This window comes from Streptomyces sp. McG3 (assembly GCF_018619185.1).
GTDB lineage: Bacteria > Actinomycetota > Actinomycetes > Streptomycetales > Streptomycetaceae > Streptomyces.
In genome coordinates, this window is the sequence record NZ_JAAXYC010000212.1 from 1 (window position 1) to 13,723 (window position 13,723).

The window sequence follows — 13,723 nt, forward strand, 5'->3', positions numbered from 1 at the left end:
CTCCACCGTTGCGACCGCCTCCCCCGCCTCCCCCAGGCCCGGCACCGGCGTCCTGGCCGGAACCGGACTGGATCTTCTTGATCCCATCGCGAACGTCCTGGTCGGATTCTTTGTGGATCTTCGAGCTCTTGGAAATGGAGTTGGGCAGCGTATTCCCGACATGGTCGCCAAGGTCTTTGAGCGCCTTGCCGAGCCTGTCGGTCACGCCGTCGATGGTGGTGTCGAGGACTGCCGTCAGAGAGTCCTTGCCCTTGGCCCGGCCATGGTGACCCTTGGCCTTCGTGAGCTTGCCACCGGTCTTCTCGCGCATGGATATCTGAACGCCGGTCAGGCGCATGCCCGTTTTGGCGTGCGCGTCGTGATCGATGACCGGACCGGCTCCGGGGCCGGGGCCAGGGCCGGTTGCCCCCGCTGCAGAGTTGAGCTGGAGTCCCACATTGCCCGCACGTACTGCCTGGTCGATATCGACCCCGTCCTGCACACCGGCCACGTTCAGCGCGGTCTGGATGGCCAGGTCCGCAACGACGTCCTCGATCGCGGCGACTGCGGGCTCCGTGAGGATGGCCACGATCTCCGCCACGGCAGCCTCTGCCATCTCCTTGAGAATCCTCTTGAACGCGATACGGGTGGCCGCGATCTTCGCCCCCGCCAGAAGGGTTGACAGGCCAGCTGTCACCGGGGCGAAGGCGAGCGTGATGCCCACGGTGGCGCAGAGGTCGGCCAGCTCCCCAACAGCGGCGATCTTCCGGGCCACGATCAGGTCCGCGACCCTGTCAAGAGCACCCGCAATGAGCCGGGCAGCTTTCGCCAGGTCCTTGTGCTTGCTCTGCACCTTCGACCAGTGCGTATCAAGAGCGGTTAGTGATTCACTCTGTCCGCTGAGGAGCAGTTGCTGGATATGCCGGTGCGCGGCACCTCCGTCGTCCTCCGCGTCTTCCGCGAACTGCCTCAAAGCGTCCGCCATGTCGCGGTAGGCATCTTCGTCGACGTTGGGCCAACCGACACCGACCACGTCGAGCATGGTGTCGACGCCGTCAGGAATGGTGTAGCCCACAGTCAGCAACCCCCGTTATCCGTATGCCTGATTCCCTGCAGCTTCGCCAACTCATCCTGCCACGACATAAGTCAGCGGTTCGAGACGCGACCTGCAGAACCGGCCAGCCGCGTGTGGTATAGCCGAAGCTCCTGGTCACCGCGGAGTTGGTGGAGGTCGGCGACCAGGCCGTTGCCTGTGGATCATGACGCGAGTGAGTCGAAGAGTCGCACTGCCCGTCTCAGGCCCGTTCTCGATCGAGGCGCTGTGGAATGATCGGTAGATGTTGGGGACCAGCGGTGAGGATGGGCGAGCGCTTCGGCGGGAAGCCGAGCAAGTCGTCAACGAGGTCGCCCAAGAGCTCTGCACGTTGGACGAGGGAACATCCTGGTTCTCCGCCCTTTCCCCGGCAGGACGGCAGGCTGTACTGCAGGAAGTCGCCAGCTACGCAATGCAGGCCCACATCACGCCGGCAGACGGGCGTGAAGGTGTTGCCCGGTCCGGCGTGAAACCCACGGCCAACCCTTCGGTGATGATTTGCATGGACCCACCTCGCTACGGGTTCGCAGCCCTCCCGGCCGATGAACACGTCAAAGCGTTCCGTGTCCTCGTCTCGGCGTTCTCCATCGCCGACACCCGCCGCAGGCGCACGTACTGCAAAGGCCCTTGCGGGCACATATGGCACAACTTGTCTCCCCGGTGAGACGCCGTGGCGGCGCACGTCGACCCGAATGAGGGTCCCCTGGTCGTTGCCGCTGGATCGTCTGATCGTTTGTTGATGTGTGTCGTTGACTGACGGCCAGTGGGCGGGGATCGAGCCGTTACTACCGGACCGGTCGCCGAGGCGGGGTGGGCGGTGGCGGGACCACCGACAGGTGCTTGATGCGATCGAGTTCAAGTACCGCACCGGGACACCGTGGATGGACCGTCCAAGCACTTTGGGTCGTGGAAGGGCGTCCACAACCGTCTGCGGACCCGGGCCGCCGACGGCACCTTGGCGAGAGTGTCCACCGCCCTGCCGGCCCAAGCGGATGCTGCGGGCGACTTGGGCTGGGTCGTCGCGGTCGACTCCACGGTCGTCCGTGCTCATCAGCACGCGGCCGGGGCCCGTCAAAGAGCTCCTGTTGGCGAGCCGGACGATCATGCCCTCGGACGGTCTCGCGGTGGCCTGACAACAGAAGCGCACCTCGCCGCCGACAGTCGCTGCCGACCACTCGCCTTCGTCCTCACCGCGGGCCAGGCAGGTGACGCACCCGCCTTCGAGTCGCTCATGGCACGGATCCGGGTGGCCAGGCCGATCGGCAGACCGCGAACAACACCGGATGTGGTCCTGGCCGATAAGGCGATCACCTGCGGCGTCGCGAGATCCGGGCGGTGATCCCACAACCGGCCGACCAGGCCGCCTACCGCAAGCGCGGAGGCAGCCTCGGCGGTCGGCCTCCAGCCTTCGACCGCGCCGCCTACAAGCAGCGAAACACCGTCGAGCGGTGTATCAACAAGCTCAAGCAATGGCGCGGTCTGGCCACCCGATACGACAAGACCGCCACCATCTGCCTCGGCGGGCTGCACGTTGCCGCCATCTTCATCTGGTCAGCAATGTGATCCACAGGAAGCGGCCTGGTTCCGCGGACATCGCGCGCCTGCTGGCGGTGGCCTGGTGGGACTGGCCGGCGGACCATCTGACGCGCTATATCCGTACGGTGATGTCGGGCACGGTGGCGGAGCTGGAGGCGGCGGCGCCGGGGACGCCTCGGGCCTGAACGGTTCCGGGTCGACCGCACAGGCGCAGCGCTACCGGCGGGGCTCCGGCACGGACCGTGCGGGGCGCAAGCGGCGGTGGTACGACCAGGTCACCGCCGCCAGGAGCGGGCCCCACAGCAGGAGGGGTGCGTAGGCGGCGACGAAGAGGGCCTCACCGACCGAGACGCCGGGGTCGGGGCTTTCGGCGGTCAGCAGTCCGCCGAAGAAGAGGACCCACCACAGGAAGGTGACCGCGAGGGCTCCCAGCGAAGCGGCGAGGACCGCGAGCCCGGTGTTGACCGGGCGGCCGCCGAGCAGCGGAATCCAGCGCGGCACCACCTCCCCCCAAGGTCGCACCAGGCCGAGCGTGAGGTACGAGGCGGCCTCGGCGACCGCACCGAGCAGCAGGACGTAAGCGAGGGCGAGCAGCGGGGAGTTGTCCGGGAACCCGGCGAGGAACTCCTCGCGCTCCATCACCCCGACCGGCACCCCGAGCACGAGCGCGACGCGCCACACCCCGGAAGGGACCGTCGACCACGCCGCGACATGGGCGGCGCGGACCGCCCAGCGCGGGGGCGGCGTGACCGGTGGCCGGGCCGGCGGGGGCACGTGGGTTTCCGGCGGGGTGGGATCCGTCGTCGTCATACCCCGAATCTCGCGCGCCGCAGGGCCCGGCACGTCCTACCGCGTGATGATCCGCCTCCGCCGCGCGGGGGAACCCTGCGAGGGCTCGCGACCCCCGCCACGGCGCGGCACCGCGAACGCCCTAGTCGTCCGCGAACCAGGAGTGGCCCCGGGCCCAGTGGGCCACCCACCCCGCGAAACCGGGCACGCCCGGCATCAGGGAGGCGGCCGACCGGGTGCCGAAAGGTATCGCGCCGTTCTCGTCGATCAGCCAGACATGACCGCGCTGCGGGCCGGTGACGATCAGGTGCCAGTACATGCCGCAGCCGTCGGTGCCCAGCACCAGAGAGCCGTGGTCGAACACCGACTCCACCCGGTCGTCGAACTCCTGCTCCGACAGCGCCGTCTCGTCGCCGTCCGCGTCCCACAGCCATGCCTCCGTGAGCGGAAAGGGCTCGGCGAGCAGGCGTTCGGGGCGCTCCGAGCCCCAGTCCGAGGGCGTCTTCGCGAAGGGCAGGAGCCCGTAGTCGGGCGGTCCCTCGCGCAGTCCGTCGCAGATCTCCGCCACGAAGGTGCGGTACGGCTCCGGGAGCACGATGCCGTGCTCGGTCTCGAAGGACCGCACCGCTTCGGGGCCGGCCGGCGGCACCGCATCGGGACGGGGCGCGAAGATCTCGCGGAGAGCGGCCGATTCGGCCGGGTCGCAGGTTTCCGTGTTCATGCCGGTCATCATGCAAGATCCGCGAGAGACCGCCCAGCGCTCCGGACGTGGACCGTGCTCCCGCGGGCATGGCCGAGACCGGACGACCGGCTCGCCGCACTCCGTGCAACGCCGCGGCGCACCGCACCACGGCCGCCTACGCTGATTCGATCCCCGGTCCGACCAGGGGCCGGGGCATCGCGAGGGGAGAAGCGATCATGGGGGAACTGGACGGCAGGACCGCACTGGTGACGGGCGGCTCGCGGGGCATCGGGCGGGCGGTCGCCCTGCGGCTCGCCGCCGAGGGGGCGTTGGTCGCGGTCCACTACGGCGGCAACGAAGCGGCCGCCGCCGAGACCGTGGGGCGGATCGTCGGGGCCGGCGGACGGGCCTTCGCGGTGCGGGCCCTGTTCGGCGGGAGCGGGGCGGTGGACCGGCTGTTCGAGGGGTTCGGGGCCGGGCTCAAGGACCACGGCGTGGACGGCCTGGACATTCTCGTCAACAACGCGGGGATCCACTCGGCAACGCCGATCGGGCAGCTCACCGAGGAGGAGTTCGCGCGGGTGCTGGCGGTCAATGTGAGTACGCCGGTCTTCGTCGTGCAGCGGGCGCTGCCGCTGCTGCGGGACGGCGGGCGGATCGTCAACATGGGGTCGGCCGCCACCCGGATCGCCAACCCCCTCCAGATCGGCTACACCGTCAGCAAGGCGGCGCTGGCGGCTCTCGGCCCGTCGCTCGCCAACGAACTGGGACGGCGGGGGATCACCGTGAACACGGTCGAGCCCGGCGTGGTGCTGACCGACATGATCGGCGCCTACGCCGACGTTCCCGAGGCGGTGGCCGCACTGGAGTCGATCACCGCGCTCGGGCGGATGGGCCTGCCGGAGGACGTCGCCGACGTGGTGGGGTTCCTGGCGGGGCCGCGGGGGCGCTGGATCACCGGCCAGACGATCGACGTCTCCGGAGGCACCTACCTCGGACCGCCGACGACCGGGTGATCACGTCTGTTCGCGCCCCGGCCCGCCGCCGCGCACGCCTCCTCGTCGGTCACGCCCGACTCCGCCGTCAGCTCGATCAGCGCGTCCAGCCGGTCGCGGGCGGCCAACAGGGCGGCGGCGGCCTCGTCGATGCGGGCGCGTTCGCGGTGCAGGTCGGGGAGCATGCTGGAGCAGGCGGGCTCCAGGATGCGGCCCTCGTCGACCATGCAGGGCAGCAGTTCGGCGATGACGGCCGTGTTGAGACCGGCGGCCAGCAGCATGCGGATGCCCCGTACGGTCACGAGATCCGCTTCCTCGTACTCGCGGTAGCCGCTCGGGCGACGGGACGGGCGCAGCAGGCCCTGCTCCTCGTAGTAGCGCAGCGACCGCTGGCTGACGCCCGTCCGTCGGGAGAACTCCCCCATGCGCATATGACGACCACCACATTCGGTTGACTCTCACACCGGTGTGAGACAGCAGCCTAGGGCGCATGACGCATCAGCCTTCAACACACCCGCAGGACAACCCCGTTACCGTCATCGGACTCGGTCCCATGGGCCTCGCCCTCGCCGACGCCCTCCTGAAGAACGGCCATCCCACCACCGTCTGGAACCGCACCCCGGACAAGGCCCGGGATCTCGTCGCCCGGGGCGCGCGGCTCGCGGGGTCCGTGGCCGACGCCCTGGCCGCCGGCCCACTCACCGTCGTCTGCCTCAAGGACTACGCGACGCTGTACGAGGTGCTCGACCCCGCCGGCGACGCGTCGGCGGGCCGGACCTTGGTCAACCTCAACTCCGGCACGCCGAACGAGGCGCACGCGGCGGCCTCCTGGGCGGTCGAGCGGGGCGTCACCTACCTGGACGGTGCGGTCATGGTGCCGCCGCCCCTCGTCGGGGACCCCGGATCCGTCTTCCTCTTCAGCGGTCCCCGCGAGGTCTTCGACACCCACCGGGCCACGCTGGCGAGCCTGGGCGACCCCCGGTATCTCGGCTCCGACCCCGGGCTCGCGGTGCTCCACAACGCGGCGTTGCTCGGCCTGATGTACGCGACGATGAACGGTTTCCTGCACGCCACCGCGCTGGTCGGCTCGGCGGGCGTACGGGCCGCGGAGTTCGCCGATCTCGCGGTGAACCGGTTCCTGCCCACGGTGGTGGACGCGACCCTCGTCGAGCAGGCGCCGGATCTGGACGCGGGCCACTACCCGGGCGATCTGGGCACCCTGCACATGAACCTGAACGCGCTGGAGCACATCGCCCTCACCTGCGAGGAGGCGGGCGTGCACACCGGGCAGCCGCGGCTGATGCGGGAGATCGCGGCACAGGCCATCAAGGACGGCCACGGCGGGTCGAACTACCTGGCGGTGTTCGAGGTCTTCAAGAAGGCGGCGGAGCCGGACGCCCGGTAGCGGCGGCGGAACCCGGCGGGTCGCACGGGCCCGCCGGGCCAGGTCCTGTCGTCAAACTGCCGTCGTCGCCCGGAGGACGGCCCTGCGGGGTCAGGTGCGTGCTCTCGGTGTGCCGGACGCAGGTCCTCGTACTGGACGTACTCGGGCCTGTGCCCGGTGCGGCGAGAGCGCGTGCATGGCGCCGCGGGGCAGGCGGCGGTTCGACGACAGGGCCTAGGCCCCGGAGGACCCCGGCAGCCGGGTCCAGAAGTGGTCGACGATGTTCTCGACGTAGCGACGTCCGTCCTCGCCCGACGCCGTGGTGCCGCCGGCCCGGCTCAGGGTCGCCGCCAGGAGGCCCTGGTACTCCTGGTGCATGGCGGACAGCGGGCTCTTCAGGTCCCGGCGCTCCATGGAGACGAGCTTGGCGATGTCGCGGATGTGCGCCTGCCAGCGCGTGGAGACCGCCTCGGTGAGGAGACGGGCCAGTTCCTCCTCCAGCCTGGTGATGGCGATGAAATCGCGCGGGGGGAGGCTGAGGACCTCACCGAGCTTGACGGACTGCCGTTTGTCGCCGGCCCACAGACCGGCCTCCTCCATGGACAGATACGCGTCGAGGGTGAGACCGGTGGCGCGAGCGACCTCCTCGGCCGAGACGCCACGCGCTATGCGGTGTTCGAGCAGGGTGCTCGGGTGGCCCATGAGTTCACTGGGCCGACACCACAACGCGCCCGCCAGGGCGGTGAACTCCGTCGCGTCCGGCACATGGGTTCCGCGCTCCCAAGCGATCACATGCTCGGGCCCGACGTGTGACGTGCCGAAGGACGCGCGCATGCCGTAGGCGACATGACCGGGTGCCATCCCGAGTTTCTCGCGCAAGGCGCGCGCTGCCCGCGCGTTGAAAGGGAGTGGTGGGTGCACATACGGAGCGTAGGGGAGCTGTCACCGCCAATTCCATACCCGCTGTCGGCTGCCTGCCGGTTTGGCGGAAAAGGTCACCGCTGATTCCGTAGGAAGCCACAGGGCCGAAAAGGGACCAACTGCACGCTCTACGCGGGTAGTTGCGATCCCACCGTTGCCGCGTATGATCCGCTCGCAAGGTGCCGCATGTGCGTTCGCACAGCGCCTGCCACTCACTTCGGGCAGCACCGGCGAAACCCCCCTTCCCCATCATTCGCAGGCTCAGGAGACTCCGTCATGCACCCCAGTACGACCAGCCCGCCGCCCGACGCGAAGCCCAGCGGATCGGGGGGCGCCGTCGACCGGTTCTTCCGCATCAGCGAACGCGGTTCGACCTACCTCCAGGAGATACGCGGCGGATTCGCCACGTTCTTCACGATGGCATACATCCTGGTGCTCAACCCGATCATCCTCGGCGGGGCCGAGGACAAGTTCGGCAAGCAGCTGGACAACGTGCAGCTGGTCACCGCCACCGCTCTGGTCGCCGCGGTGATGACGCTGATCATGGGTGTGGGCGGCAATCTGCCACTGGCCCTGGCGGCGGGTCTGGGCATCAACGCCGTCGTCGCCTACCAGATCGCTCCCCTGATGAGCTGGGACGACGCGATGGGCCTCATCGTGCTCGAAGGGCTGCTGATCTGCGTTCTGGTGATGACCGGGTTGCGCGAGGCGATCATGCACGCCATTCCGCAGCCCCTCAAGCAGGCCATCAGCGTCGGCATCGGCCTGTTCATCGCCTTCATCGGCTTCGTGGACGCCGGGTTCGTCACCCGCATCCCCGACGCCGCGAACTCCACCGTGCCGGTCCAGCTCGGCACCGGCACGCTCACCGGCTGGCCGATGCTCGTCTTCTGCCTGGGCGTGCTCCTGACGATCGTGCTGGTCGCCCGGAAGGTCAAGGGCGCGATCCTCATCAGCATCGTCCTGATGACCGTCGTCGCCATCGTCATCAACGAGATCGCCAGCATCAAGTCCTGGGGGCTCACGTCGCCCTCGATCCCCGACAACCCGGTCGCCGCACCCGACTTCGGGCTGCTGGGCCAGTTCGACCTGTTCGGGTCGTTCGGCCAGGTCAGCGTGTTGACGGTCGTCCTGCTCGTCTTCACCCTCATCCTGTCCGACTTCTTCGACACGATGGGCACGGTCGTCGGTGTCACGGCGGAGGCCGGGCTCCTCGACGAGCGGGGTCAGGTACCCGGCCTCGGCCGCGTCCTGCTCATCGACGGTGCGGCCGCCGTCGCCGGTGGCGCCGCGTCCTCGTCGTCGGCCACCACCTACATCGAATCAGCGGCGGGTGTCGGCGAAGGAGCCCGCACCGGCTTCGCCAACATGGTGACCGGCGGTCTGTTCGCGCTCGCCCTCTTCCTCACGCCCGTCCTGACGATCGTGCCGCTCCAGGCGGCGGCGCCCGCGCTCGTCGTGGTCGGGTTCCTGATGATGACCCAGGTCAAGCACATCGACTGGGACCGCTACGACGTCGCCATCCCGGCCTTCCTCACCATCGTCGTCATGCCGTTCACCTACTCCATCACCAACGGCATCGGCGCCGGCTTCGTCGCCTACGTGGTCATCAAGGCGTGCCTGGGCAAGGCGCGCGAGGTCCACTGGCTGCTGTGGGGCACCGCCGCGCTCTTCCTGGTCTACTTCGTCATCGACCCGCTGGAGCAGATCCTCGGCCTCAAGTAGCGGAGCCGGGGCGTTGGCTCCCGGGGCCGGTCGCCACCGGCCCTGGTGACCACCGGGTCAGCGGCTTCCGGGTCAGTGGCTTCCGGCGTCGGAGAGGCAGAACTCATTGCCCTCCGGATCCTTGAGGACGGTCCAGGACATCCCCTGCATCGACTGCTCGCCGACGACGGTCGCGCCCAGCTTCGCCAGGCGCTCCACGTCGGCCGGGCGGTCGGGCGAGGAGAAGTCGACGTGGACCCGGTTCTTGGCGGCCTTGGGCTCGGGCACCCGCTGGAAGCCGAGGACCAGCGGGGTCGCGGCGAGGACGACGAACGCGTCGTAGTCCTGCGTCCCCTCGACACCCAGCGCCTCGGCCCACCAGGCGGCCAGGGCCTGGGGGTCGGCACAGTCGATCGTGATCATTTCCGGTGAGATGCGCATGCCCCTCACCGTACGGCGCACCACTGACAACGGGCCGGAAGCCCGCCCGGCCCGCTGTCGGCCCCACTCAGGCCAGCGCGACCTCCAGCAGCGGGAGTTCGCGGCCCGGGATGGAGCCGGAGGGGGTGACGCCGATCCGGACGGCGCCCATGGCCCGGTAGAAGCGCTCCGCGTTCGGGTCGGCGTCGATGGTGAGGCGGGTGAAGCCGAGGCGGCGGGCCTCGTCCATGGTGTGGGCGAACAGCCGTCGCCCGACGCCCCTGCCGATGGTGTCCGGCTCGACGAACATCATGCCCAGCGCGCCCCTCGGCGGCTCTCCGTCCAGGGTGGTGAAGCCCAGGATCCGGCCGTCCTCCTCGGCCACCGCCGTCCGCCGGGCCGCCACGTCCGCGGGGCGGACGGTCAGCTCCTCGCGGCAGGCGGCCAGGAACTCCGCGTCGTACTCCCAGTGGCCCTTCGACCGGAGGGCCAGTTCGGTCAGTGCGGCGGCTTCGGCCGCCTCGCCCGCGCGTATCCGCATGGGGTCATCATCCCCCTGCGGATACGCGCGGCCACCGGCTCGGCCGGCGTCAGTCGAAGACCGGGCCCTGCGTCCGGGTCCGCTTGATCTCGTAGAAGCCCGGGACGGAGGCGACCAGCAGCGTGCCGTCCCAGAGCTTCGCCGCGTCCTCGCCCTTGGGTGCGGGGGTGACGACCGGGCCGAAGAAGGCGACCTGCTCGCCGTCCGCGCCGGGGACGGCGATGACCGGGGTGCCGACCTCCTCGCCGACCTTGTCGATGCCCTCCTTGTGGGAGGCGCGCAGCTCGGTGTCGTACCGGTCGGAGTCGGCGTACTCCGCGAGGTCGGCGGGCAGGCCGACGTCCTTCAGCGCGGCGGCCACGGTCTCGGGGGTGAGTCCCTCGTCGTTGTTGTGGAAGCGGGTGCCGAGCGCGGTGTAGAGGGGGCCGACGACCTCGTCGCCGTGGAGCTGCCGGGCGGCGACGACGACCCGGACCGGGCCCCAGGCCTTGTTCTCCAGGAGGTCGCGGTACTCCTCCGGCAGCTCGTCCAGCTTGTCCTCGTTGAGGACGGCCAGGCTCATCACGTGCCAGCGGACCTCGACGTCGCGGACCTTCTCCACTTCCAGCATCCAGCGCGAGGTCATCCACGCCCACGGGCAGAGCGGATCGAACCAGAAGTCGACCGGGGTCTTGCCGTTGGCCGGGGTGTTCTCGGACATGTCTCTCCTCAGAAGGGCGTGTTGCACCTGCGGGCGAGAACGCCTCCGGACGGGCAGCCATTCCCTGAATGCCACCCCTCGGAGACACATGCAAGGATCAATGGGTTCGAACACGACACATGACGCGCGTCACGAAGGAGTGCCCGTGCCCGGTGAAAACCTGTCCCGCGACGAGGCCCAGAAGAGGGCCGAGCTGCTGACCGTCGACGGATACGAGGTCGAACTCGACCTGCGGTCCGCCGTCGGCGAGCCCGAGGGGGCCGACGGGGGCGACGGGGGCGGTCCGCGGACGTTCCGGTCGCTCACCACGATCCGGTTCCGCTCCGCCCGTGCGGGCGCCTCGACCTTCGCCGACCTGGTGGCCCCGGGGGTGGACGCGGTGACGCTGAACGGGACGGCCCTCGACCCGGCCGTCGTGTTCGACGGGACGCGGGTGGCGCTGGACGGGCTCGTCGAGGGCGAGAACGTCCTCGTGGTCGACGCCCGCTGCGCGTACAGCCGGACCGGCGAGGGCATGCACCGCTTCGTCGACCCGGAGGACGGCGAGGTCTACCTCTACACGCAGTACGAGCCGGCCGACGCCCGTCGTGTCTTCGCCAACTTCGAGCAGCCCGACCTCAAGGCCCCCTACCGCTTCCGGGTGGCCGCCCCCGACGGCTGGCGGGTCTGGTCCAACGGGGCCGAGGAGTCGCGGGAGGACGGGGTGTGGACCTTCGCCGAGACGAAGCCGATCTCCACGTACATCACGGCCGTCGTCGCCGGTCCGTACCACTACGTGAGCGATCACTACAGCCGCACCCTGGGCGACGGCAGCACGCTGGAGATCCCGCTCGGCGCGATGTGCCGCAAGGGGCTCGCCAAGCACTTCGACGCGGACGACGTCTTCCTGATCACCAAGCAGGGCCTGGACTTCTTCCACGACCACTTCGACTACCCGTACCCCTTCGGGAAGTACGACCAGGCGTTCGTGCCCGAGTACAACCTCGGCGCCATGGAGAACCCGGGCATGGTCACCTTCCGCGAGGAGTACATCTACCGCGGCAAGGTCACCTCGGCCGCCTACGAGCGGCGTGCCAACGTCATCCTGCACGAGATGGCGCACATGTGGTTCGGCGACCTGGTCACCATGGAGTGGTGGGACGACCTGTGGCTGAAGGAGTCCTTCGCGGACTTCATGGGCTCCTTCTCGATGGTCGAGGCGACCCGCTTCACCAACGGCTGGATCACCTTCGCCAACAACCGCAAGGCCTGGGCCTACCGCGCCGACCAGCTGCCCTCCACGCACCCCATCACGGCGGACATCCGTGACCTGGAGGACGCCAAGCTGAACTTCGACGGGATCACGTACGCCAAGGGCGCCTCCGTGCTCAAGCAGCTCGTGGCGTACGTGGGGCGCGACGCGTTCCTCGAAGGCGCCCGGCGCTACTTCAAGAGCCACGCCTACGGCAACACGCGCCTGGGCGACCTGCTGTCGGTGCTGGCCGAGACGTCCGGCCGCGACATGACGGCCTGGTCGCGCTCCTGGCTCCAGACGGCGGGCGTCAACGTGCTCACCCCCGTGCCGACGTACGACGCGGACGGAACGCTGACCGAGCTGGCCGTCGTCCAGGAGGCCGCCGCCTCGCACCCGGAGCTGCGACCGCACCGCGTCGCGGTCGGCCTGTACCGGCGTACGCCGGAGGGCGAGCTGACGCGTTACGCGCGCGCCGAGGTGGACGTGGCCGGTGAGCGGAGCGTGGTGGAGGCCCTGGCCGGCTCCGAGCGGCCCGATCTGATCCTGGTCAACGACGACGACCTCACGTACTGCAAGGTCCGCTTCGACGAGGGGTCACTGGCCACGCTGCGCGACCACCTGGGCGAGATCACGGACCCGCTGGCCCGTGCCCTGTGCTGGTCGGCCCTGTGGAACCTGACCCGGGACGCGTTGATGCCGGCCCGCGACTTCGTCGCGCTGGTGATGGCGTTCGCCGGGCGGGAGAGCGACATCGGGGTCCTCCAGATGCTGCACGCCTGGGCGCAGTCCGCGCTGGTCAACTACGCGGCCCCCGACTGGCGCGAGGAGGGCGGCCGGGCGCTGGCCGACGGCGCGCTGCGCGAGCTGCGGACCGCCGAGCCGGGCAGCCAGCACCAGCTGACCTGGGCCCGCTTCTTCGCGGCGGTCGCCTCGTCCGAGGCGGACTTCCAGCTGCTCGGCGGGCTGCTGGAGGGCACGGCCCGGATCGACGGTCTCGACGTCGACCAGGAGCTGCGCTGGTCCTTCCTCTCCCCGCTGGCCTCGCACGGGGTGGCGAACGAGGCGGCGATCGACGCCGAGCTGGCCCGCGACGACACGGCCTCCGGCAAGCGTCACCACGTACGGTGCCTGGCCTCGCGCCCCTCGGAGGCGGTCAAGGCGCAGGCGTGGGCGGCGGTCGTGGAGTCGGACAAGCTGTCCAACGCCCTGGTCGAGGCGACGATCGCCGGCTTCGGGCAGCCCTCCCAGCGGGAGCTGCTCGCCCCGTACGCGCGCCGCTACTTCGAGGTGATCGAGCGGATCTGGGCGGAGCGGTCCATCCAGATCGGCATGCACGTGGTGCGGGGGATGTTCCCCGGCCTCCAGGACAGCCCCGCGACCCTCGCGGCGACCGACGCCTGGCTGGGCGAGCACGAGGACGCCGCCCCGGCGCTGCGGCGGCTGGTGCTGGAGGCCCGGGACGATCTCGCGCGGGCACTGCGCGGCCAGGAGTGCGACCGGGCCGCGGCGCGGACGGCGTGAAATGAGGGGGCGCTCGGGCGGGACGTGCGTGCGACGTGAAAGCGGCGCTCGTACACCCGCCCGAGTCGCCCCTCCCCCGATTCCCGGCGCGACGGCCCTTTTCGGTTGTCGAACGTCCGTGCTTTAGGACGGCGTTGTCCGGGATTGTCGACGGACGTGTAACAGGGGTTAGGGCACCCTCCACGGGCGGGAAACCCCGGGACATGACCCAGAACACCCCGCTC

At 70.0% G+C, this 13,723-nt stretch carries 12 protein-coding genes and 3 pseudogenes; 7 read left to right on the plus strand and 8 right to left on the minus strand.

From position 1 onward, the window contains the following. A pseudogene (locus tag HET64_RS27220) lies at positions 1–1,054 on the minus strand (type IV secretion protein Rhs); the annotation flags it as partial. A gap of 262 nt (positions 1,055–1,316) precedes the next feature. Between HET64_RS27220 and HET64_RS40140 the strand changes: the two are divergent. The 3 genes and pseudogenes from HET64_RS40140 to HET64_RS27230 all read left to right on the plus strand — a co-directional run. Beyond that, a complete protein-coding gene (locus HET64_RS40140) occupies positions 1,317–1,736 on the plus strand; it encodes a DUF5958 family protein (RefSeq protein WP_374105579.1) in 420 nt (139 codons plus the stop codon). Positions 1,737–1,815: 79 nt separating this feature from the next. Further along, a pseudogene (locus tag HET64_RS27225) lies at positions 1,816–2,635 on the plus strand (IS5 family transposase). Positions 2,636–2,655: 20 nt separating this feature from the next. After that, a pseudogene (locus HET64_RS27230) lies at positions 2,656–2,793 on the plus strand (antibiotic acetyltransferase); the annotation flags it as partial. A gap of 31 nt (positions 2,794–2,824) precedes the next feature. Here HET64_RS27230 and HET64_RS27235 read toward each other — a convergent pair. Together HET64_RS27235 and HET64_RS27240 are read right to left on the minus strand one after the other, a co-directional pair. Next, positions 2,825–3,418: a hypothetical protein gene (locus HET64_RS27235; RefSeq protein WP_251145937.1), complete on the minus strand. Its 594-nt coding sequence runs from the start codon at positions 3,416–3,418 to the stop codon at positions 2,825–2,827. Positions 3,419–3,539: 121 nt separating this feature from the next. Continuing rightward, entirely contained in the window at positions 3,540–4,130 is a 591-nt protein-coding gene (locus HET64_RS27240) for an SMI1/KNR4 family protein (protein ID WP_215109802.1), read from the minus strand. A gap of 185 nt (positions 4,131–4,315) precedes the next feature. Between HET64_RS27240 and HET64_RS27245 the strand changes: the two genes are divergently transcribed. Continuing rightward, the gene (locus tag HET64_RS27245; protein WP_215109803.1) at positions 4,316–5,095 is read left to right on the plus strand and encodes an SDR family NAD(P)-dependent oxidoreductase; all 780 of its coding nucleotides are present in this window, start codon (positions 4,316–4,318) and stop codon (positions 5,093–5,095) included. Here the strand turns inward: HET64_RS27245 and HET64_RS27250 are convergent. Next, positions 5,068–5,505: a MerR family transcriptional regulator gene (locus HET64_RS27250; protein WP_215109804.1), complete on the minus strand. Its 438-nt coding sequence runs from the start codon at positions 5,503–5,505 to the stop codon at positions 5,068–5,070. The two genes, HET64_RS27245 and HET64_RS27250, sit on opposite strands and share 28 nt — an antisense overlap. Positions 5,506–5,564: 59 nt before the next feature. On the opposite strand from HET64_RS27250, the gene HET64_RS27255 reads away from it, so the two are divergent. Then, entirely contained in the window at positions 5,565–6,479 is a 915-nt protein-coding gene (locus HET64_RS27255; RefSeq protein WP_215109805.1) for an NAD(P)-dependent oxidoreductase, read from the plus strand. Positions 6,480–6,692: 213 nt separating this feature from the next. Here HET64_RS27255 and HET64_RS27260 read toward each other — a convergent pair whose 3' ends face one another. Further along, positions 6,693–7,319, minus strand: coding sequence for an XRE family transcriptional regulator (locus HET64_RS27260; RefSeq protein ID WP_215109806.1), 627 nt, complete (start codon positions 7,317–7,319; stop codon positions 6,693–6,695). Positions 7,320–7,655: 336 nt separating this feature from the next. Here HET64_RS27260 and HET64_RS27265 point away from each other — a divergent pair, with 336 nt between their 5' ends. Next, positions 7,656–9,104, plus strand: a complete 1,449-nt coding sequence (locus HET64_RS27265; protein WP_215109807.1) for an NCS2 family permease — start codon at positions 7,656–7,658, stop codon at positions 9,102–9,104. A 72-nt stretch (positions 9,105–9,176) separates the two neighbouring features. Here the strand turns inward: HET64_RS27265 and HET64_RS27270 are convergent, their stop codons facing one another. From HET64_RS27270 to HET64_RS27280, 3 genes are all read right to left on the minus strand, one after another. Next, positions 9,177–9,524: a VOC family protein gene (locus HET64_RS27270; protein ID WP_215109808.1), complete on the minus strand. Its 348-nt coding sequence runs from the start codon at positions 9,522–9,524 to the stop codon at positions 9,177–9,179. A 67-nt stretch (positions 9,525–9,591) separates the two neighbouring features. Further along, positions 9,592–10,044 carry a GNAT family N-acetyltransferase gene (locus HET64_RS27275; RefSeq protein ID WP_215109809.1) on the minus strand — a complete coding sequence of 151 codons (453 nt, stop codon included), beginning with the start codon at positions 10,042–10,044 and terminating at the stop codon, positions 9,592–9,594. Between the two features lie 49 nt (positions 10,045–10,093). Beyond that, positions 10,094–10,744: a DsbA family protein gene (locus HET64_RS27280; RefSeq protein ID WP_215109810.1), complete on the minus strand. Its 651-nt coding sequence runs from the start codon at positions 10,742–10,744 to the stop codon at positions 10,094–10,096. 145 nt (positions 10,745–10,889) lie between these two features. On the opposite strand from HET64_RS27280, the gene pepN reads away from it, so the two are divergent. Continuing rightward, on the plus strand, positions 10,890–13,499 hold the full coding sequence (gene pepN / locus HET64_RS27285) for an aminopeptidase N (RefSeq protein WP_215109811.1): 2,610 nt from the start codon (positions 10,890–10,892) through the stop codon (positions 13,497–13,499). Positions 13,500–13,723: the final 224 nt, after the last annotated feature.